Origin of the sequence: Streptomyces sp. NPDC001594 (genome assembly GCF_042893675.1) — a bacterium.
Classification (GTDB): domain Bacteria; phylum Actinomycetota; class Actinomycetes; order Streptomycetales; family Streptomycetaceae; genus Streptomyces.
On record NZ_JBIAVB010000001.1, the window covers coordinates 452,703 to 472,187 of the forward strand.

Annotated in this window: 18 protein-coding genes and 1 pseudogene; 6 read left to right on the top strand and 13 right to left on the bottom strand. The window is 74.1% G+C overall.

What is annotated here, in order from left to right:
* Positions 1-118: 118 nt before the first annotated feature.
* The 6 genes from ACFY0O_RS02335 to ACFY0O_RS02360 form a co-directional block, all read right to left on the bottom strand.
* Positions 119-1,432, bottom strand: a complete 1,314-nt coding sequence (locus ACFY0O_RS02335; RefSeq protein ID WP_388941705.1) for an extracellular solute-binding protein — start codon at positions 1,430-1,432, stop codon at positions 119-121.
* A 22-nt stretch (positions 1,433-1,454) separates the two neighbouring features.
* Complete coding sequence (locus ACFY0O_RS02340) at positions 1,455-3,134, bottom strand: WD40 repeat domain-containing protein (protein ID WP_388941707.1); 1,680 nt, start codon at positions 3,132-3,134, stop codon at positions 1,455-1,457.
* An 82-nt stretch (positions 3,135-3,216) separates the two neighbouring features.
* Entirely contained in the window at positions 3,217-4,485 is a 1,269-nt protein-coding gene (locus ACFY0O_RS02345) for an MFS transporter (RefSeq protein ID WP_388941710.1), read from the bottom strand.
* A gap of 86 nt (positions 4,486-4,571) precedes the next feature.
* Entirely contained in the window at positions 4,572-5,228 is a 657-nt protein-coding gene (gene ribA / locus ACFY0O_RS02350; RefSeq protein WP_388941713.1) for a GTP cyclohydrolase II, read from the bottom strand.
* Positions 5,229-5,415: 187 nt separating this feature from the next.
* Positions 5,416-6,609 (bottom strand): hypothetical protein, encoded by a 1,194-nt coding sequence (locus tag ACFY0O_RS02355; RefSeq protein WP_388941716.1) that lies wholly within the window; start codon positions 6,607-6,609, stop codon positions 5,416-5,418.
* Complete coding sequence (locus ACFY0O_RS02360; RefSeq protein WP_388941719.1) at positions 6,606-7,763, bottom strand: glycosyltransferase family 2 protein; 1,158 nt, start codon at positions 7,761-7,763, stop codon at positions 6,606-6,608. The genes ACFY0O_RS02355 and ACFY0O_RS02360 overlap by 4 nt, the downstream gene beginning before the upstream one ends.
* 323 nt (positions 7,764-8,086) lie before the next feature.
* Between ACFY0O_RS02360 and ACFY0O_RS02365 the strand changes: the two genes are divergently transcribed.
* Positions 8,087-9,238 (top strand): dihydrofolate reductase family protein, encoded by a 1,152-nt coding sequence (locus tag ACFY0O_RS02365; protein ID WP_388941721.1) that lies wholly within the window; start codon positions 8,087-8,089, stop codon positions 9,236-9,238.
* A 192-nt stretch (positions 9,239-9,430) separates the two neighbouring features.
* Here the strand turns inward: ACFY0O_RS02365 and ACFY0O_RS02370 are convergent, their stop codons facing one another.
* Together ACFY0O_RS02370 and ACFY0O_RS02375 are read right to left on the bottom strand one after the other, a co-directional pair.
* A complete protein-coding gene (locus ACFY0O_RS02370) occupies positions 9,431-10,234 on the bottom strand; it encodes a neocarzinostatin apoprotein domain-containing protein (protein ID WP_388941724.1) in 804 nt (267 codons plus the stop codon).
* A 103-nt stretch (positions 10,235-10,337) separates the two neighbouring features.
* On the bottom strand, positions 10,338-11,750 hold the full coding sequence (locus ACFY0O_RS02375) for a S8 family serine peptidase (RefSeq protein ID WP_388941727.1): 1,413 nt from the start codon (positions 11,748-11,750) through the stop codon (positions 10,338-10,340).
* Between the two features lie 395 nt (positions 11,751-12,145).
* Here ACFY0O_RS02375 and ACFY0O_RS02380 point away from each other — a divergent pair, with 395 nt between their 5' ends.
* Positions 12,146-14,182 carry a M4 family metallopeptidase gene (locus tag ACFY0O_RS02380; protein ID WP_388941730.1) on the top strand — a complete coding sequence of 679 codons (2,037 nt, stop codon included), beginning with the start codon at positions 12,146-12,148 and terminating at the stop codon, positions 14,180-14,182.
* Between the two features lie 90 nt (positions 14,183-14,272).
* On the opposite strand, the gene ACFY0O_RS02385 is transcribed toward ACFY0O_RS02380, so the two are convergent.
* The 4 genes from ACFY0O_RS02385 to ACFY0O_RS02400 all read right to left on the bottom strand — a co-directional run bounded on the left by ACFY0O_RS02385 (position 14,273) and on the right by ACFY0O_RS02400 (position 16,259).
* Complete coding sequence (locus ACFY0O_RS02385; RefSeq protein ID WP_388941733.1) at positions 14,273-14,782, bottom strand: RidA family protein; 510 nt, start codon at positions 14,780-14,782, stop codon at positions 14,273-14,275.
* A 102-nt stretch (positions 14,783-14,884) separates the two neighbouring features.
* A complete protein-coding gene (locus ACFY0O_RS02390; RefSeq protein ID WP_388941736.1) occupies positions 14,885-15,106 on the bottom strand; it encodes a helix-turn-helix domain-containing protein in 222 nt (73 codons plus the stop codon).
* On the bottom strand, positions 15,106-15,591 hold the full coding sequence (locus tag ACFY0O_RS02395) for a DUF2975 domain-containing protein (protein ID WP_388941739.1): 486 nt from the start codon (positions 15,589-15,591) through the stop codon (positions 15,106-15,108). The genes ACFY0O_RS02390 and ACFY0O_RS02395 overlap by 1 nt, the downstream gene beginning before the upstream one ends.
* Before the next feature lie 77 nt (positions 15,592-15,668).
* Positions 15,669-16,259 carry a hypothetical protein gene (locus ACFY0O_RS02400; RefSeq protein ID WP_388941741.1) on the bottom strand — a complete coding sequence of 197 codons (591 nt, stop codon included), beginning with the start codon at positions 16,257-16,259 and terminating at the stop codon, positions 15,669-15,671.
* 166 nt (positions 16,260-16,425) lie between these two features.
* Between ACFY0O_RS02400 and ACFY0O_RS02405 the strand changes: the two genes are divergently transcribed.
* On the top strand, positions 16,426-16,641 hold the full coding sequence (locus ACFY0O_RS02405) for a hypothetical protein (RefSeq protein ID WP_079423401.1): 216 nt from the start codon (positions 16,426-16,428) through the stop codon (positions 16,639-16,641).
* Between the two features lie 50 nt (positions 16,642-16,691).
* A complete protein-coding gene (locus ACFY0O_RS02410) occupies positions 16,692-17,351 on the top strand; it encodes an HAD family hydrolase (RefSeq protein ID WP_388941744.1) in 660 nt (219 codons plus the stop codon).
* A 7-nt stretch (positions 17,352-17,358) separates the two neighbouring features.
* On the opposite strand, the gene ACFY0O_RS02415 is transcribed toward ACFY0O_RS02410, so the two are convergent.
* Entirely contained in the window at positions 17,359-18,009 is a 651-nt protein-coding gene (locus tag ACFY0O_RS02415) for a hypothetical protein (protein ID WP_388941747.1), read from the bottom strand.
* A gap of 311 nt (positions 18,010-18,320) precedes the next feature.
* On the opposite strand from ACFY0O_RS02415, the pseudogene ACFY0O_RS02420 reads away from it, so the two are divergent.
* Positions 18,321-19,070: pseudogene (locus ACFY0O_RS02420) on the top strand (VanW family protein); the annotation flags it as partial.
* 94 nt (positions 19,071-19,164) lie between these two features.
* A complete protein-coding gene (locus ACFY0O_RS02425; protein WP_388941749.1) occupies positions 19,165-19,473 on the top strand; it encodes a hypothetical protein in 309 nt (102 codons plus the stop codon).
* Positions 19,474-19,485 lie beyond the last annotated feature (12 nt).

Here is a 19,485-nt window from a genome sequence, read left to right on the forward strand (position 1 = left end):
GGGCCGGGGGGGCGGGCCCGCCCCCCCCCCCCGGGGGGGGCGGGGGGGGGGGGGTGGGGGGGGGGGCCGGGGGGGGCGGCCCCCCCCCCCACCGCCGTGCGGGTCCGCCGGATGGGGGTTACGGGCGGGCGCCTTGCGGGGCCGGGGTGGCGGACGGGGCCCGGGCGGCGTTGAGGCGTTCTTCCAGCACGGTGTCGGCACGGCGGCCGGCCGCGCGGGGCGAGCCGCCCGTCAGTACGTCGGTGAGCAGGGTCTTGAGCGGGTTGGGCGCGGCCTCGACGGTGGGCCAGCGCGGGTCGACGGGGGTGGTGTGGCCACTCGCGGCGGCCCGTGCCTGGACCTGGACCCCGGGGTCGTCGATGGCCTGGGCGAGGGCGAGGCGGTTGGGGAGGACCCCGTTCGCGGTCGCCAGGCGCTGCTGGGCGGCGGGGCCGGTCAGCAGGGCGACCCAGTCGGCCGCGAGGCCGGGCTGGCGGGCCCGCCCGGCGACGGCCAGGTGGGATCCGCCGAGGAAGACGCCGCCGGGCCGGTCCGCCGAGGTGCCCGGGACGGGGAACATGCCGAGCTTGCCGCGCAGTTCGGGGTTGATGCGCTCGGCGTCGGCGAGCTCCCAGGGCAGCCCGACCATCTGGGCGACCTGCCCCTTGGCGAGCACCTCGTACTGGAAGGGGTGGGCTTCGTCCTGGTCCTTGGGGGCCTGGGAGAACGACTGGAGGGCGCGGTAGTACTCCAGGGCGTCGGCGGCGGGCCGCGTGCTCAGGCCGCCGCGCCAGCGTGTGCCGTCGTACCGTGCGATGCTGCCGCCGCGGTCGTGGAGGAATCCGGAGAGCACGTACCAGTTCTGGCCGGGGAGGTAGACGGGCTGGAAGCCGGGCTCGGTGCGGTGGGCCCGGGCGAGGGCCCGGGTGGTGCGCAGCCATTCCCGCTGGTCGCGCGGGGGCGTGAGGCCGGCGTCCGCGAAGAGGTCCTTGCGGTAGATCACCACGCGTGAGGCGGCGTACAGGGGCGCGCCGTACTGGCGGCCCTGCCAGTTCCCCGACTCGCGCAGGGAGGGGATCCATTCCGCCGCTCCGAGCCGGCCGGCCTGGTCGGAGAGGTCCTCCAGCAGTCCCTTGGCGGCGAAGTACGGGGTCGTGGTGGTTCCGGTCTCCACGACGTCCGGGGCCTCGTCGGAGTTCAGGGCCGCTTCCAGCCGTTCGTCGATGCCCGGCCATCCCTGCATCCGCACGTTCACGGTGACTCCCGGGTGGGCCTGCTCGAACTCGCCGGTGAGCCGCTCCAGTTCGGGCTGTGGAACGGAGCCCCACATCAGCCAGACGGTGAGTTCGCGAGCCGGTTCGGCGGGGGTGGCCGCGGCGTTCGCCGCCGCCGCCGGGCTCAGCAGGAGGAGGCAGGCGAGGAGGGCCGCGGCGTGTCGCAGACGTCGTGGCATGTCGTTCCTCTCTTGGGGGGTGTCAGTGGGAGACGGGGTGGACGTGGCCGTCGTAGGAGCCGGCGAGGAAGCGGCCCGACCGCGTGTCGTAGGTGAGGGAGGAGATGCCGGCGGTGGTCGGCCGCGTGGTGGTCCAGGTGCCGAGGGCCACGTCGTACACGGCGACCAGGCCGTGGTAGGAGCCGGTGGCGACGAACCGTCCGTCGGGGGTCGCGGCGACGGACTTGATCGAGTGGTCGTGCGGGGTGGTGACGACGGTGGGTTCGAAGCCGCGCCACAGCCGCAGCTTGTAGTCGCGGCTGACGCTGGCGAAGTCGCCGTCGGGCAGGGCCGCGCAGCCGTTGGCGATGCGGTCGTGGGCGCCGTCGAGGTGGTGCACTTCGGTGAGGGTCTCCACCGAGAACCAGGTGGCGCTGCCGTCGGCGCAGACGGAGAAGATCCGGTCGCCCGACACGGCGATGCCCTTGACGGCGTTGGCGTGCAGCCGCAGGGTCGTCTCGTGCCGGAGGGTGCCGTCGTCGGAGACGGAGAAGACGAGGCCCTCGCCCGTGTAGGCGCCGACGATCACGTGCGGGACGCCGTCGCGTGCGAAGGCGGCGCCGCAGTTGAGCGGCGAGCGGTGCTGGTGGAGGACCTCGCCGGTGAGGGCGTCGAAGACCTTGCCCATCTGGCCGCCGGTGACGACGCGGCCGCCGACGGGGGTGAGGAAGTTGCACAGGCTGCCGGTCTCGCCGTGCGGGGCGCCGTCCACCCACAGCACTCCGGCGTCGCCGATGGTCAGGGTGCGGCCCGCGTCGTCCACGAGCACGGCGTTGACGCACGGGGTGCCTTCGATGCCGTCGAGGTTCCACTCCTCGGCCGCGATGCGGTAGGTGGCGTAGGAGGAGCCGAAGGTGGCGAAGGCCAGGGTGTCGCTGTCGAGGAAGGCGCAGGAGCGCGGCCAGACCTCGGGCGGGAGGGAGGAGGTGGCCACGGGGGCGAGCGCGCCGGAGGTGTCCCATACGCGCAGGGTGCGGTCGTAGCTGAGGCTGACCAGCAGCTCCCGGCCGGCGTTGTAGACGAGCCGCTTGATGCCCGCCTCGTGGGCCGGGTGGGTGACGGTGGTGCCGTCGGCGATGACGATGATCTCGCCCTCGTCGTTGCCCGCGTAGATGGAGCCGGAGCGGGTGATGGCGACCGTGTCGGTCTCCACGCCGTCGAGGTCGATCTCGGCGAGCATGCCGCCGGTCTCCAGGGACCAGCGCTTGATGGTGCCGTCGTCGCTGGAGGAGACCAGCTCGTCGGTGCCGCCCACCCACTCCACGGATATGACGTCCGCCGTGTGGCCGGTGAAGGTGGCCCGGAGCGTGCCGGTGAAGTCGAACACGCGCACGTGGTGGTCGCGCGAGGCGGTGGCGATGAGCTCCTTGGTGGGGTGGAAGACGGACATCTCGACGTCGTCCTTGTGGTCGGCGAGCACGGCGGCCAGCCGCAGGTCGGGGACCGTCCACAGGCGGGCCGAGTAGTCGCTGGAGGAGCTGACCAGGTGGCGGCCGTCGGGGCTGAACGCCGTCTGGTTGCTCAGGTGGTCGTGGGTGGCGCGGGCGAGGGCCTGCTTGGAGGCGGCGTCCCAGAGGATCAGCTGGTTGTCGTAGCCGGCGGTGGCGACGTACCGGGTGCCGTGGGCGGCGACGCCGCTGATGGGGCCGTAGTGACGGATCACGTGAGTGTCTCCCTCGGGATGTCGTACGGAGTGCGGAAGCGGAAGCGGAAGCGGAAGCGGAAAGGGGTGCGTTCGATGTGTGTCAGGCGTCGGCGGGGGTGGCGCGCGGGCTGCCGAGCCGGTGGGGGGCCAGGCCGCCGGTGAACCGGTAGCCGAGGCCGCCCAGGGCCACGAGGCAGGCGAGCACCACCCACAGGAGGGCCGCCTGCCGTTCGACGAGCGCGCCGACGAGTGCGGGACCGGTCGTCGCGGACACCGTCCAGGTGAGGTTGAACAGGGACAGGAAGCGGCCGCGCGCCCCGGCCGGGGCGAGGGTCGCGGAGAGCGCCACGACCGCCGGGGTGGCGGTCATCTGCCCGCAGGTGAACAGCAGCACGGCGCCCAGTACGAGGGCGATCGAGACCGCTCCGCCGGTGAGCGGGAGCAGGGCGAGCAGCCCCACGGCGGCCAGGATCAGCACGGCCGCCCAGGAGATCACCCGGCTGCGGGCGACGGCGCCGAGCCGGGCCGTGAGGGTGGACTGCGCGGCGACGATGAGGAGGGCGTTGACGGTGAGGGCGGTGGACGGCAGCCAGGCGGGCAGGTCCCGCACCTTGACGAGGTAGACCGGGAGGATCAGGGTCGGGATCAGCCAGCCGAAGGCGAGCGCGGTCTGGGAGGCGAGGACGCAGAGCAGGATCCGGTCGGCGAAGACGGCCCGCCAGCCGGACCGGGCCGCGGCCGGGCCCGGCTCCGGTGCCCGGGAGGCGTCCGCCGCCGCTCCGGGAGCCGGCGTGGGCTCCTCGTCCGGCCGCGCCGGGCCGGCCTGCTCCGCAGGGCGGACGGGGCGTACGGGCTTCCAGAACAGCAGGGCGGTGACCACGCTGGTGGAGGCGTTGACGACGACGATCAGCACCGCCGCGCCGGACCAGCCGCCGGCCAGCAGCAGTCCGCCCACGACCCCGCCGACGGCCACGCTGGCGTTCTTGCCGGCCGCCGTGAAGGCGTACCACCGGTCGAGCTCGGCGCCCTCGGCCAGGTCGGCGACGAAGGCCGGCCAGGCGGCCCAGTACATGCGGTCCGCGCCCAGCACCACGAGCATGCTCGCCACGAGGGCGGGCAGCGAGTCGACCAGGAGGTAGCAGAGGTACCCCGTGGCGGCGAGCAGGTTGTTGGAGATCAGCGACACCCGGGGGCCCCACCGGTCGACGGCCATGCCCGCGATCGGGGTCAGCGGGATGGACAGCAGCGTGGCCACGCTGGTCCCCAGTCCGACCTGGGCCACCGTCAGGTCGGTGGTCATCAGGAAGAACAGGAAGGACAGCGGGGTGAACATGCCCGCGCCGAAGGTGTCCAGCGCCGTGGCGGCCACGATCCTGCCCTGGCCCGACAGATCGGGAACCCCCAGGGCGCGGCGCCACCGCGCGGGCGCGGCGGGTGCTTGGGGCGCCGGCCGGTTCACGCCGGTGCCGCCCCGGTCAGGACGATGCGGTGGCCGGCGTGCGCGACCTTGGCCTCGATGTAGCGGCGGTTGCCGGCGCCGAGGAACACCCCGGTGCTCACCGAGTCGTGCACCTCGATGCCGGAGGCGGCCAACTGGGCGGCCTTGTCGGGGTTGTTGCTGAGCAGGCGGATGCCGTGGACACCGAGCGCCCGGAGCATCTGCGCGGCGACGCGGTAGTCCCGCAGGTCGTCGGCGAAGCTCAGCCGGCGGTTCGCCTCGAAGGTGTCGAGCCCCTGGTCCTGGAGCACGTAGGCGTCCAGCTTGTTGTAGAGGCCGATGCCCCGCCCCTCCTGACGCAGGTACAGCAGGACGCCGCCTTCGGCCAGGCGGTCGGTGGCCTCGCGCAGTTGGGGACCGCAGTCGCAGCGGGCGGAGCCGAACACGTCGCCGGTGAGGCACTCCGAGTGCAGGCGCACCAGGGGGACGGGGGCGATCTCGTCGCCGAAGACGAGGGCGAGGTGTTCGCGGCCGTCGATCAGTCCGGAGAAGGTGACCATGCGGGCGGTGAGCGTGCGTCCGCTCGCCTCGATGGGAACGGGGACCTCCGCGCGGATCGCGCAGCGGGGGACTTCGGATTCAGGGCTCTCGTCTACGGGAAAGGCCGTGGCCATCGGTATTCAACACCCTTCGTGCGTTCGTGCTGTGTGGTTCCGTGGGGGTATGCGGCGTCGGGCGGGCCGCGTCCGGGCAGGCGGATGCCGCCGGGGGCTCGGTCCGGGGTCGGCGCGGGTCGGCGCGGTGGGAGCGGGTCGGGGTCGTCGGGGGCCGGGGCGGCGGGCTCGGGTCGGCCCGGTGGGTTCAGGTGGACAGGGCGAGTTGGGGATGGCGCCAGATGTGCCGGGCGGCGGGCAGTGCGGCCAGCCGCTCTCGCGGAAGGTCGGGTACCGGCCCGTGGGTGCGCCGGTCGTCCCGTCCGGCGGCGAAGGCCTCTTCGGCCAGGCCGGTCAGGCGTGTCACCCGCTGTTCGATCCACAGCCGGTGGTCGGGGTCGCCGGCCGAGCCGCCGAGGATCCAGCTGCGCAGGGCGACGCGGACCAGGGCGGGGGACGGCGGGTGTGCGGTGGGCGGGGTGTGCAGGCCGAGAAGGTGGCCGCCGTGCCAGATCTCCTCGCACAGCCACATCAGTGCGTCCGGGACGCGCAGGCCCGCCAGTGCGGCCCGGGCCTCCTGCCACCGCTTCCCGGCGCGCTCGGCGACGGGTGTGCCGCGCAGGTAGGCCTCGCGGGAGAGGAACAGCGGCTCGCCGTCCGCGCCGCCGGGGGCGGTGAGGACCACGTGGGCGTGGCCGTGCGGACGGTGGACGAGCACCGGCGGGGGCTGCGGCAGGGTGCCGGCGGAGCCGGGCCGTCCGGCCTCCGGGGCCGTGACGTCGTCGGCGAAGCAGGCCGAATGCCGGGGCCCGAAGCGGTCGTTGCCGATGATGCTGGCCGATCCGACGTGCTCCACCAGGTGCGGGACCGAGATCAGCACGCCGCGTCCGCGGGCGGCCAGCTCGCGGGCCAGCACCACGTCGTCGGGTTCGGGCTCGGCGCCCGCCTCGGGCACCGCCGACAGCAGCGCCGTCACGTCACGGCGGGGCAGCAGCAGCGCCAGGGTGGGGACCCACTCCCCCGGCACGGCGGGCACCCAGGAGGCGCCCTGGAGGGCGGCGGCCCGGGTCGCGGCGCCGTTCCACGAGTTCCAGTTGGCGTAGAAGGCGAGCGGGGTGTCCGGATGCTCCGAGACGGCCGCCTCCACGCGCCGCAGGAAGTCCCGGCACGGCTCGACGTCGTCCTGGAGCACCAGGTGGTGGGTGGCGCCGGGACGGATCCGGGACCAGGCCGCGCGGGCGGTGCGCAAGGTGGTGGGCGGGCCGTCCGGGTCGGGGTCGACCGCGACCACGGCCTGCCAGGGCCGCAGCGCCTCGGCGAGCCGGGCGGCCTCCGCCAGGCGCCGGGGATGGGCCATGACGGCGGCGCTGATCACGGGCGCGCACCCGGTGGTGGGGCTCAACGCGGCTTCCTTTCCCCGGAGTTCGCGGCGTCCGGCCCGGCGTCGGCCGTCTCCCGGACGCTGTGCCAGCCCCGGTCGCCGCGCGCCAGCTCCCAACCGGCGCGGTAGACGGCCAGGGCTCCGACGAGGTGCCAGGGCACGACCAGGGCCCAGGCCAGGCCGTCGACCCGGTCGCGGTACTCGGGACTGCGCCGGGCGCCCAGGACGCAGGCCGCGTCGGCCAGCACCACGACGGCCGCCGCCCTGCGCGCCCGGGGCGAGACGACCGCAGCGGCGAGGAGGGCCGGCAGTGCGGCCCTGGCCGCCATGCTGACCACCGTGACGGCGCCCAGCAGGCGCCCGCGCGGGGAGAGTTCGGGCCAGGCGACCGCCACGGCCCGCAGCTGCCCCCGGGCCCAGCGGGCGCGCTGGCGCAGGGCGGCGCCCGTGCGGTCGGTCGAGCTGACCCGCGACGGCCGGCGCAGGAAGCCGGTGGCGGCGCCCTCGCTCATCAGCTTCAGGGACCAGTGGTAGGACTCCTCGACGTCGTCCGAGCGGATCGGGCGCACCGTGTCCCAGGTGGCGCTCCACGCGTAGACGGAGCTGCCCGCGACGACGTGGACGCCGGCGGCCCGGGCCAGTCCGCGCACCGAGGCGTGCCACACGGTGTCCTCTGCGGTCTTCACGCGTGAGGTCAGCCGCGGGCCGGGCTCTCCGACCTCCTCGGCCTGGACCAGCGCGTAACCCTGTTCCAGGGCCCACACCGCTTCCGCGGGTTGGCCGGGGTCGGGTACGACGTCGGCGTCGACGACGGCCACGACCTCGCCGTCCGCGTGCGGGAAGGCGTGGTTGAGGGCGGCGCCCTTGGGGCTCATGCTCGGCAGGCGCAGGATCCGCCAGTCCAGGTCGGGGCGGCCCGCGGCGGCCCGGGCGGCCTCGGCGCGCTCCGCCTCCGGTGCGTGTTCGGGGCCGTCGGCGACGAGCCAGAGCACCTGGAGCAGTTCGGCCGGGTAGTCCAGTGCGGCCACCGCCCGCGCCGAGCGGGCGAACGTGGCCCCGGTCTCGCGGTGGAAGGGCATCAGGAGCGTGAGGCGGCGGGCGGGCTGCCAGCCCGGGGGCGGCGGGGCCGCCGCGTAGGGGCGTAGCGGCCAGGTGGGGACCAGGATGTCGGTCATCGGTACCTCGACACCGACAGCGGCGAGGGTAAACGTTTGCGCTCGTGCGTGGTGGACCGGTACAAGGTGAATCCTCCGTGAATGTCTGTCAGGTTCCCGCTGTAGGTTGGTCCGACGAGGCACCGGATCCGATCCGGTGGAGGTTCCGCGGAGGGCGGACGCGCAGGTCGATTCGGCCGTCGAAACCGGTGGGCTCCAAGATCGATGGCACGCATTGGACTGTACCAATGGCCCGACGTCTGGCCAACCCTGTTCTTCGGCCGTTGCATTCGCGGTACAGCCGCGGTGCGGTCGCGCTCTCCCCCGCCTCGAGGAGCCTTCGCATGCCCCGTCCCTACGTCCTGCTCTCGGCCGCCGTCTCCCTGGACGGCTGCCTCGACACCCCGCCCGGGCAGCCGCGGCTGCTGCTCTCCAACGAGGAGGACTTCGACCGCGTCGACTCCGTGCGCGCCTCCTGTGACGCCGTCCTCATCGGCGCCGGCACCCTGCGGGCCGACGACCCGCGGGTCCGGGTGGCCTCCGCCGGCCGGCGCGCGGCCCGGATCGGCGCGGGCCTGCCCGCGCACCCGGTGAAGGCCACCGTCACGCGCGGCGGCGACCTCGACCCGGACCGGCGGTTCTGGCACCACGGGGGCGCCAAGGTGGTCTACGCGGTGGGCCGCGCCGCCCGGGACCGGGCCGTGGCGGCCGTCGGCGCTCTGGCCACGGTCCACGAGGTAGCGCAGGACGACGTGTGGCCGCAGGTCCTCGAGCACCTGCACGGCCTCGGCGTGCGCCGGCTGATGGTCGAGGGCGGCGGCTCGGTCCACACCCAGTTCCTGCGGCAGGGGCTGGCGGACGAACTCCAGCTGGTCGTCGCCCCGGTCATCGTGGGCGGGGTGGACGCGCCCCGGATGTTCGGACCGGGCGGCTACCCGGGCGGCCCGGAGCACCGGCTGGCGCTCGTCGAGTCGCGGCGGATCGGTGACGTGACCCTGCTGCGCTACGCCACCCACCTCCGCCCGGGAACCGGCGCGCCGGCCACCGCCGCCGACGCGGCCTGGCTCGCGCAGGCCTGCGCGCTGGCGGCGCACTGCCCGCCCTCCACCACGGCCTTCTCCGTCGGGGCGGTCGTCGTCTCCGCCGACGGCCGCGAGCTCGCCCGGGGCCACTCCCGCGAAGGGGGCGACGCGCGCGTCCACGCCGAGCAGGCCGCGCTCGCCAAGGTGCCCGGCGATCCCGCCCTGGCCGGGGCCACCGTCTACAGCAGTCTGGAGCCCTGCGGGCACCGCGCCTCGTACCCGCACCCCTGCGCGGAGCTGATCGCCGCGGCCGGGATCCGGCGCGTGGTCACGGCCTGGCGGGAGCCCGACACCTTCGTACCGGGCGCGAACGGCACCGAGAGGCTGCGGGAGCGGGGCGTCACGGTGGTGGAGCTCCCCGAGTACGCGCGGGCGGGCCGCGCGCCCAACGCCCACCTGACGCCCGGGGAGTAGCGGGGGGGGCCGCCGGCCCGTGCGTACCGAGCCGTCACCGAAACCGGTGCCGGTCGTCCGGGACGAGGGCCGGCCCCGGCGAGGAGCGGGGCCGTGCCCGGCGAGCGCCCCCGAGGCCGCCGCCCGGGGGCGCGGGCCGGTGGCCGCCAGGGCCTGCCCCACCCTGATGCGCCGGGCAGGCCCTGGGAGCCGTCAGCCGTCGGCCGGGGTGACCGCCGGGGCGAAGCCGACGGGGTGGGACACCGCGTGAGGGCCGCGGACGCGGGTGCCGAAGACGACCACCTCGCAGCCCGGGGCGACCCGGCAGTCGACGGTGCGTCCGTCGACGGTGGTGAAGGACGCCGAGAGGGCGACCGTCTCGTCCAGCCGCCCCTGGTCGGTGGTGGCGGGCGGGCGGGACCGGGGGCGGCAGCCGGTGGCCTCGGTGGAGCCGGCCGCGCATTCCATGACCAGGGAGTGGTACTGCGGTTCGTACCCCCGCCCGGTGACGTGGACGGACTGGCCGTCCGCCAGCGCCTGGGACGGGTCCACCCGTACGGTGGGAGCCGCTTCGAGCGCCCCGTGGGGCCGGAAGCCCAGCGGGACGGTGGTGAGGACGGCGCCCGTGTTGTCCGTCAGGGCCAGCCGGCACGGGTGCGCCGCGGTGGCGGTGCGGCAGTCGAAGGTGCCCGCGCCGGTGGCGAGTTGCGCGTAGAGCTTCTTGGGCGACTTCTCCAGGGTGCCGTCCGGCAGCACGCGGAACTGCCGTCCGGTGTCCTCGTCACAGGCCCCCGCCACCGTGTCCGGGGCGCACAGCTCCACCCACACGTACGCCTTGGGCGGCCCGCCCTTGACGGAGAAGCCGACGATGTCCCCGTCCAGCAGCCCGCCGGTGCGCTCCACCACCAGCCGCGGGGCGGCGGGCCGTGCCTGCGCCGCCGCCCCGCCCGCGGCCGTTCCCGTCCCGGCCAGGGCCAGCACCAGGCCGGCCCTGCCGAGAACCCCCCATAACCCCATCGTGGATCCCTTCTGCTACGCCTGTCGGGTCGAGGGGATCCTCCTGCCGCCGGGACGCCCGCCACAAGGACGCGAACAGGCCGTCGCCCGGCGGCCCGGAGCGTCAGCCGCGGCGGCCTTCGCGGGCCAGGGCGGGCACGAAGCGGGCCGCGTCCAGGGTGCCGACGCCGGTGGCCATGTCGTAGCCGTTCACCGCCTGGTAGCCGGTGACGCCCTGGTAGCTGTTGTCCGTACCGTCGTTGACGTCGACGATGCCGGTGGAGCGGTCATACGCGGAGCGCCCGTACAGGCGGTACAGCGCCTCGTGGATGTCGCCCAGGCGCTCGCCCGCGGCCTGGTCGGCCAGGGCGACGATGCCGGCGAACAGGGGGCTGGACTCACTGGTGCCGCCGGAGACGTCCCAGCCGGTGCCCGCCGGGTCGTAGCTGGAGTACAGCCACGCTCCGCCGTCGACCGCGGCGGCCATGGAGATGTCCGGGGTGCCGCGGCGCCCGCCGACCACGTTCTTGACGCCGTTCTGGAAGGAGGGGCGGGTGAAGACGTGGGACTGGCCGCCGCCGCCCGCGCCGTAGTCGTTGTAGACGCTCTCGGGGGCGGTGCGCCGGCCCGTGTCGTCCAGGTGGAGCTGGGTTCCGCCGACGGAGGTGACCAGGGGGTCGGAGGAGGGCCAGGAGTTGACGCGCTCGTGGTAGTAGCCCGTGCCGTCGGCGGTGTTGTCGGTGGCGCCGCCGTCGCCGGAGGAGGCGAGGACGGTGACGTGGTTGCGGGCGGCGGCCTCGAAGGCGTAGCGCAGCTTCCGGATGCTGGAGAAGTCGCCCTGGTCGAAGCCGGGGAAGGTGTTCTCCGTGGCGCCGAAGCTCTGGGTGATCACGTCGCCGATGCCGTGGTCGATCAGGGCCTTCTCGGCGTCCATCATCTCCGGCAGTCCGGTGGTGCCCTCGGTCTCGGCGACCGCGGTCTCCACCAGGACGATCTTCGCGTCGGGGGCCACCGCGTGCGCCATCTCCACGTCGAGGGTGGTCTCCCCGGCCCAGCCCAGCATGTCGGCGTTCTTCGGGTCCCACGCGGGGACCTTGCCCCACTTGACCACCTGCACCCGGGTGCTGGGTATCCCGAACTGCCTGCTGTAGACGTCGAGGTCGTGCTGGACGGTGGGCGAGCCGAAGGAGTCCACGATGACGATCGTGCGGCCCTTGCCGGTGACGCCCGCCCGGTACAGCGGGTTGAGGTCGTAGGCCTCGCGGTACTGGAGCGGGGTGTAGCAGGCGATCTTCCACTTGGCCCGGCACTCCTCGACGGAGAGCGGGCTCCCCACGGCGCGGACCAGCTGGTGCCCGGCGACGGCCGGTCGGGCCGCGGTGCGCGGGACGGCCGTGCCGTGCCCGGCGGCGCCGGCGGTCCCTGCGGCGGTGACGGTCCCGGCGACCGGGGCGGCCGCCACGGCGGTGAGCGCGAGGCCGGCGGCGGCTGCCGTGGTGACCGCGAGGCGCGGCCACGTACGACGGACTGGATGCATGGGGACTCCCTTGGGGGGTGGCGCCGCCCGGGGGGCGGCTCCCGCGATCACACCCGCCAAGTCATGAGCGGAACAAGGCTGTTTGACGCTTGATATCGAACGCTTTACCTGAATGCGGCAGACGGCGCCGAGTCCCAAGACTGGACCAAGTCCCGCCCTGGATCGGCCGAGTTGAGGAGATGTCGCCCCATTCGCGCCGCACCGTGGTGTCCGCTCAGCGGACGCGCACCGGCGAAATCCGGACGGCTTTCGGCCAATACCTGACGTGTCCATGGCGATCATGGAGATCGCTGGCAACCTCTCCCCATCCCCAGCTGGAGTTGATCGACACGCTCCACCCGGCCGGCCCATCCGGCCGCCGGCTCTCCACCCCCCACCACTCCCAAGGAGTCCGCGTGAAATCCACGCACCGGCGGAACGCCACCGCCACCGGCGCTCTGCTCGCCGCCGCAGCCCTGCTCACCGTCGGGGTCCAGGCGGGAAGCGCCAGCGCGCAGCCCGGCGGTTCCGCGAACGCGGCCGCCGCCAAGGGCCAGCCCCGCAACCCGGGCGCGCTGCCCGCGCAGCTCACCCCGTCCCAGCGCGCCGAGCTCATCGCGAAGGCGCAGAGCACGACGGCCGCCACGGCCAAGGAACTGGGCCTGGGCGCCCAGGAGAAGCTCGTCGTCCGCGACGTGGTCAAGGACCAGGACGGTACCACCCACACCCGCTACGAGCGCACCTACGAGGGCCTTCCCGTCCTCGGCGGCGACCTGGTCGTCAACCGCACCTCGGCCGACCGCACGCAGAGCGTGAGCAAGGCGTCCGAGGCCCAGCTCCAGGGCGTCTCCACCGCCGCCCCGGCCGACGCCCCGGCCGCCGCCTCCGCCAAGGCCCTGGACGCCGCGAAGGCCGTCGGCTCCAAGGCCGACAAGGCCGACATCGCGCCCCGCAAGATCATATGGATGGCGAAGGGCGTGCCGACCCTGGCCTACGAGACCGTCATCGGCGGCCTCCAGGACGACGGCACCCCCAACCAGCTCCACGTCGTCACCGACGCCAAGACCGGCGAGAAGCTGCACCAGTGGCAGGGCATCGAGACCGGTGTCGGCAACACCCACTACAGCGGCCAGGTCACCCTCGGCTCGTCGCAGTCCGGCTCGAACTTCACGCTGAACGACACGGGCCGCGGCGGCCACAAGACGTACAACCTCAACCACGGCACCTCGGGCACGGGCTCGCTCTTCACCCAGTCCACCGACACGTGGGGCAACGGGGCCAACTCCAACGCCGCCACCGCGGGCGCCGACGCCGCCTACGGCGCCGGGGTCACCTGGGACTTCTACAAGAACGTCTTCGGCCGCTCCGGGATCCGCGGCGACGGCGTCGCCGCCTACTCCCGCGTCCACTACGGCAACGCGTACGTCAACGCGTTCTGGGACGACAGCTGCTTCTGCATGACCTACGGCGACGGCACCGCCAACAACGACCCGCTGACCTCGCTGGACGTCGCCGGCCACGAGATGTCGCACGGCGTCACCGCCGCCACCGCGGGCCTGGAGTACAGCAACGAGTCGGGCGGCCTGAACGAGGCCACCTCCGACATCATGGGCACGTCGGTCGAGTTCTACGCGAACAACCCGAGCGACCCGGGCGACTACCTCATCGGCGAGAAGATCGACATCAACGGCGACGGCACCCCGCTGCGCTACATGGACAAGCCCAGCAAGGACGGCGGGTCCGCCGACGCCTGGTACTCCGGCGTCGGCAACCTCGACGTCCACTACTCCTCGGGCCCGGCCAACCACTGGTTCTACCTGGCCTCCGAGGGCTCCGGCGCCAAGGTCGTCAACGGCGTGAGCTACAACTCGCCCACCTCCGACGGCCTGCCCGTCACCGGCATCGGCCGGGACAAGGCGCAGCTCATCTGGTACAAGGCGCTCACCACCAAGTTCAACTCCACCACGGACTACGCCGGTGCCCGCGCCGGCACGATCGCGGCGGCGACCGAGCTGTACGGCGCCGGCAGCGCCGAGGTCAACGCGGTGACCGACGCCTGGGCGGCCGTCAACGTCGGCGCCCGATCCGGCGGCACCCCGACCCCGGGCAAGGTCTTCGAGAGCACGACCCGCGTGGCCATCCCGGACTACCCGGGCCCGGCCGTCACCTCGTCGGTCGCCGTCACCGGGATCACCGGCAACGCCCCCAGCACCCTCAAGGTCGGTGTGAAGATCACCCACACCTACATCGGTGACCTGCAGATCGACCTCGTGGCCCCGAACGGGACCTCGTTCCGCCTGCAGAACTCCTCGTCGGACTCCACGGCGAACCTGGACAAGACGTACACGGTGAACGCCTCGGCCGTGGCGGCCAACGGCACCTGGAAGCTGAAGGTCCAGGACAAGGGCGCCGCCGACACCGGCACGATCACCGACTTCAAGCTCACCTTCTGACCCACTGCCGACCGGCCGTGAACGGAACACGGGTGCCCGGAGCCTTCGAGGCTCCGGGCACCCGTGCGTGCAGCGGTCCGGACCGGCGGGTCAGGAGCGCGGGGAGACCTGGACGATGGCCTCGATCTCCACGAGCTGCTCGGGGACGGACATCTCGCTGACCCCGACGATGGTGTCGGTCGTACGGTGGTTGCCCACGTACTCCTTGTGCAGCCGCGCGGCCGTGTCGAAGTTCTGGCGCAGGTCCTTGGTGAAGATCTTCATGCTGATGATCTGGCTGCGCGGGACCCGGTAGTGCGCGAGCACCTTGTCCAGGTTGGCGAACGCCGTGCGCACCTGCAGCTCGAAGTCGCCGGCGCCCACGAAGTTCCCGGCCGCGTCGTGGGAGACCTGCCCCGAGATGTAGACGGTGTCCCCGGCCCGGATGCCCTGCGAGTACCCGTAGGACTCCTCCCACGGCACCCCGAACCCGAAGTGGTCCCAGCCCCGGCGGGCCTGGTCCTGCGCGCTGGCACCCTGCGGTCCCGTGAAGGTGATCGTCGCGGCCACGATCGCGGCCGCCACGGCACCGATGCCGAACCTGCGCCCTGCCTTGGTCATTCCCTCTGTCCCCTCGTCCCGGTGGAGTCTGGAGCGACGACGCTGTCACGGCCCGGAGGAGAACCCCTCGTACGGGAATCGAGCGCGGCTGATCGTCGACGGTCAGCCGGACGGGGCGTCCTCGGGCTCCCAGCGCAGGAGGTCGCCCGGCTGGCATTCGAGGGCTTCGCAGAGGGCGGCGAGGGTGGCGAAGCGGACGGCCTTGGCGCGGCCGTTCTTCAGTACCGCCAGGTTGGCGGGGGTGATGCCCACGCGTTCGGCCAGCTCGCCCACGGACATCTTCCGCCGGGCCAGCATCACGTCGATGTCGACGCCGATCGGCATCAGATCACCTCGTCCAGCTCGGCCCGCATCTGATCCGCTTCGGCGTACCGGGCCACCGCCTGGGCGAGCAGCATCCGCAGGACGAGGACGATGAGCGCGACCCCCAGGATGGCCACGCCCACCCCGGCCATGATGACGGTGACGCCCGGGTCCTCCCGCTGGCCCGGTGCGTTGAGGGCCGTGACGGTGAACCACACGAGGGCGGCCGCCACGATCGCGCCGATCACCCCGTCGACGGAGCGGAAGGCGGCATGGGAGAACACGGTTCCGCGCCGCACCATGCTCACCAGCCGCCACACGCAGACCAGGGCGACCTGGGCGGCCACCATGCCCAGGATCGTGACCAGGCGCAGCGGGGTCAGCGGGAGCGACCCGTCCTCGGGGTCGGTGGCCAACGCCCACACCATCCCCGCCTGTACGCACACGGTGCCGGCGAGCACGAGCCCGAGCACGACGCGGAGCGCGCCCACGGTCAGCTTTCCCATGACGACTCATCCTTCCATCGATTCACGATGGGAATCTATCGAAATTCGATAGACGGGGCAAGGGGCCGCCACCAGGTTCAGTGGCCGCCCCGCGGGGGTTCGCAGCCGGTGCCGTCGGGGTAGCCGCCGAAGGCGTCCACCGTGGTGGACGCGCCGGTCAGCGTGCCCTCCACGCACCAGGGCGAGGCGCCGACGACGATGAGGAAGCCGACCGCGCCGGGCCCGTTCTGGTAGGTCCGCACCGCGGCCGGCGGGTAGCCGAGGCCGGTGAGCACGCTCTGGACGTGGGCCGGGGTGAAGCCGCCGCTCCGGCGCAGCGGTTCGAGGGCGTCCCTGACGCGCCCTCCGGCCGCGAGACCGTCGCAGCGGGCCTGGCCCTGCAGGCGCAGCGGGATCCGGAAGGCGTGGTTCTCGGCGTAGCGGTCGGGCGGCGTCGCGTCCGGCCCGGATCCGTCAGCCGCCGTCGGCGCGGAACTCTCGCCCGGGCAGGGGAAGTCCGCCGGCGCGCTCGGGGCCGCCACCGCCGTACCGGAGGGTGCGGGGCCCGAGGACGGGCCCGTACCGGCGGCCGCTCCCGCCCGCTGCGTCCCACACCCCGCCGCCAGCAGCAGCAGCACCGCGCACGGCAGCACCCAGAGCCCGGCCGCCCTCTTCCGATGAGTAGTCATCCCCCGATCCTGCCCTGCGCCCCCCTGGCCGTCACGACCCGCCCCGCCCGTCTGGCCGGGATACCTGGTGACGGGCCGTCCACCGTGCGGAGTTCGGCATCGTGCCCGACCGGCCCCCGGCGGGGCGGTGGCGTAACCGGGAGACGGCCGCGGCGTTGGGTCCCGTGTGACACTTGACGATCTCTACACCGACATCGTGGCCGAGGAAGTCGACGCGGACGCCGACGCCGGGCCCGAGCGGCTGCCGATGCTCACCTACCGCGAGGCGGTGCTCGCGCTCGCCGTGCTCGGCGCCGTGGCCGAGGGCGAGACCGGCGAGGAGGTGCGCACCACCGCTCGCGCCCTGGGCACCCGCCTCGGCATGCGCCTGCCCGCCGGCTGACCGGACGGGCGCGCCGCGGGCCGTCGGCCGCGAGCCCCTATGCTGCGGGAATGATCAAGCCCATCGAACTCGTCATATTCGACTGCGACGGCGTGCTGGTCGACAGCGAACGCATCGCCGCACGCGTGCAGATCGCCCTCGGAGCCGAGCTGGGCTGGCCGCTGACCGAGGAAGAGGTCGTGGACCGGTTCCTCGGCCGCACGCACGCCGCCATCGGGGAGCAGATCGCCGAGCGGCTCGGCCAGGACGTGGCCGCGGTCTGGTCGCGGCGGTTCGAGGAGCTGCACCGCGAGGCCGTCGACGCCGGGCTCGCCCCGGTCGACGGGCTGCCCGAGGCACTGGACGCACTGGACCTGCTCGCCCTGCCGTCGTGCGTCGCCTCCAGCGGCTCCCACGACAAGATGCGGCACACCCTCGGCCGGACCGGCCTGCACGCACGCTTCGCCGGGCGCATCTACAGCGCGAGCGAGGTCTCCCGCGGCAAGCCGGCCCCCGACCTGTTCCTGCACGCGGCCCGGAGCATGGGCGTGGATCCGGCGGCCTGTGTCGTGGTCGAGGACAGCCGGCCCGGAGTCGACGCCGCCCGGGCCGCCGGGATGCGCTCCCTCGGCTACGCCGGCGGTCTGACCCCCGCCGCGCGCCTGGCGGGCCCGGACACCACCGTCTTCCACGACATGCGCCGGCTGCCCGAGCTCATCGCCGCTCTGTAACCGGGCGTCAGTAGCCCTGCCAGGGCTGGGGCTGCGCCGGCAGCGGCTGCGGGGGCCGGGGAGCCGTTCCGGCGCCGCGCAGCAGGGCGTCGAAGCGGGCGTACAGGTCGCGGGCCCGGTCCGGCGGGGCGGCGTACGCGGTGACCGACCCGTCGGCGAGGCGGACCGTGACCACGTCGCCGCCCCGGGGATCGGCCTGGTACCAGACTCCGGAGAGGGCCGTGGCGGGCACCCAGCCGCGACCGGTCTCGGGGCCCGCGCCGCCCAGCCGGCGCCGCAGCGCCCGCCGGTAGCCCGGGAACAGCAGCCCCGGGAGCGTCAGCACGGCGAGCACCACGATCAGGGCGTCCACGACCACTCCGCTCGCCCACTGCACGAGCGCGATCAGGGCCCCGTAACAGAGCGCGACGAGGAACAGCACGATGCACGCCGTGAGGGCGGCCTGCGGCGCGTCGGCCTTGCGGAGCAGGCTGTAGACGCCGATCAGGGCGAGCAGCACCAGCGCGGTGACGCACCCGGCCCCCTCCCCGAGGAAGGTGTCGGCGACGGCGCCGGCCCGCCGGTCGGGAGTGACGGCGTAGCCGTGGTCGTGGAACCGGACGGTGCGCCGTCCGCCCGGTGTGGCGCTGACGCCCTTGATCTCGTACATGGTGATCACGCTAACCTCCGCGTCCCGGCCGACGGGGGCCGCCCCCGGCGCGGGGCGGCCTGCCGTTCCGCGTGAGAACGGGCACATTTTTGTCCTTTTTGACCCAGATGACTGGATCCTTGTCTGCGGCCGTACCCCTCGATCACCACCCGCGCCCCCCGAGGCCCCGGGCCCCCGCCGACAGGAGAGACATGCGACGCGCACACCGCCTGACCGACCACCGGCGGTTCGGACTGCCCGCCCTGGCGGGGGCCGCCGCACTCGGCCTCACCCTGCTGATCCCGGCCGGTCACGCCGCCGGCGCCGAGGTGCGGCCCGTGGCCGGGCAGGTGGGAACCGCGCAGGGCCGTCAGGTGGTGTCCTCGTTCACGGTGGACTTCCCCGCCGCCCCGTACCGGACCACGAACATCGGCCGGGCCGTCCAGCTGATCGACGGTTCGGTGGTCGCCCCGGGCCAGACCTGGAGCTTCAACGGGACGGTCGGCGAGCGCACCGCGGCCAACGGCTTCACCGACGGCGTCATGATCAACGACGGCCGCTACGTGAAGGCGCCGGGCGGCGGTGTCTCCAGTGTGGCGACGGCCGTCTACAACGCCGTGTTCTTCTCGGGCGCCCCCTTCGTGGAGCACGGGGCCCACTCCTTCTACATCGAGCGCTACCCGGAGGGCCGCGAGGCCACCGTCGCCTGGGGCACCCTCGACCTGCGCTGGAGGAACGACTCCGGCCACCCCCTGACCATCCGGGCCGCGTCCACCGACACCTCGGTGACCATCACCCTGGTCGGCACACCGCGGTACGACGCGATACGCGCCACCCAGGGCCCCCGCACGAACGTCGTCCCGCCCGCCAAGCGCGAGGCCACCGGCCCGGACTGCGAGGCGCAGACCCCGCTGGAGGGGTTCGACGTGGCCGTCGACCGCGTGTTCGTCCGGCAGGGCCGCGAGGTCAAGCGGGAGACGTTCCGCACCCACTACACCCCGCGTGACGAGGTCGTCTGCGCCGCCGCCCCCTCGCAGAGCCCGGCCCCGTCGGCCGGCACGACCTCGCCCGCGCCGCAGCCGTCCCGCTGACGCCCCCAGGTTTGGCCGAAACGCGGACTCCCTGGCGCCCGCCGCCCTGACCTAGCCTGCGGTCCGAGCCAGGACCGAAACCGGGGGGACGCACGTGACGCGGGAGACACAGGCGCACGGGCACGACAGGGCCGACCCAGACCTCGACGCGGTGCTCTGGGGGTGCTGCCGCGCCGGGGCCGGATGGTTCTGGATGGCCCGCCACACGGCGTGGGACGGCACCGTACGGCGAACCGCGCACGGCTGGCGCGAGACGTGGGACGACGCGACGCGGGACGGGGCGGCCGCGGCGCGGCACCTGGCGGCCGGAACCCGCGCCCAGGTGTTCCTGCGGCACCGGGCCGCCGAGTACGCCCTGCGGGTCCTGCTGGAGGAGAGCGGGGCCCTGGTCGCGCGCCGGTGACACCCCGCGGCG

Coding starts and splice junctions, on each gene's coding strand:
- ACFY0O_RS02335 (WP_388941705.1), bottom strand. CDS start 1,432: ATGCCACGACGTCTGCGACACGCCGCGGCCCTCCTCGCCTGCCTCCTC.
- ribA (WP_388941713.1), bottom strand. CDS start 5,228: ATGGCCACGGCCTTTCCCGTAGACGAGAGCCCTGAATCCGAAGTCCCC.
- ACFY0O_RS02360 (WP_388941719.1), bottom strand. CDS start 7,763: ATGACCGACATCCTGGTCCCCACCTGGCCGCTACGCCCCTACGCGGCG.
- ACFY0O_RS02365 (WP_388941721.1), top strand. CDS start 8,087: ATGCCCCGTCCCTACGTCCTGCTCTCGGCCGCCGTCTCCCTGGACGGC.
- ACFY0O_RS02370 (WP_388941724.1), bottom strand. CDS start 10,234: ATGGGGTTATGGGGGGTTCTCGGCAGGGCCGGCCTGGTGCTGGCCCTG.
- ACFY0O_RS02375 (WP_388941727.1), bottom strand. CDS start 11,750: ATGCATCCAGTCCGTCGTACGTGGCCGCGCCTCGCGGTCACCACGGCA.
- ACFY0O_RS02385 (WP_388941733.1), bottom strand. CDS start 14,782: ATGACCAAGGCAGGGCGCAGGTTCGGCATCGGTGCCGTGGCGGCCGCG.
- ACFY0O_RS02390 (WP_388941736.1), bottom strand. CDS start 15,106: ATGCCGATCGGCGTCGACATCGACGTGATGCTGGCCCGGCGGAAGATG.
- ACFY0O_RS02395 (WP_388941739.1), bottom strand. CDS start 15,591: ATGGGAAAGCTGACCGTGGGCGCGCTCCGCGTCGTGCTCGGGCTCGTG.
- ACFY0O_RS02400 (WP_388941741.1), bottom strand. CDS start 16,259: ATGACTACTCATCGGAAGAGGGCGGCCGGGCTCTGGGTGCTGCCGTGC.
- ACFY0O_RS02410 (WP_388941744.1), top strand. CDS start 16,692: ATGATCAAGCCCATCGAACTCGTCATATTCGACTGCGACGGCGTGCTG.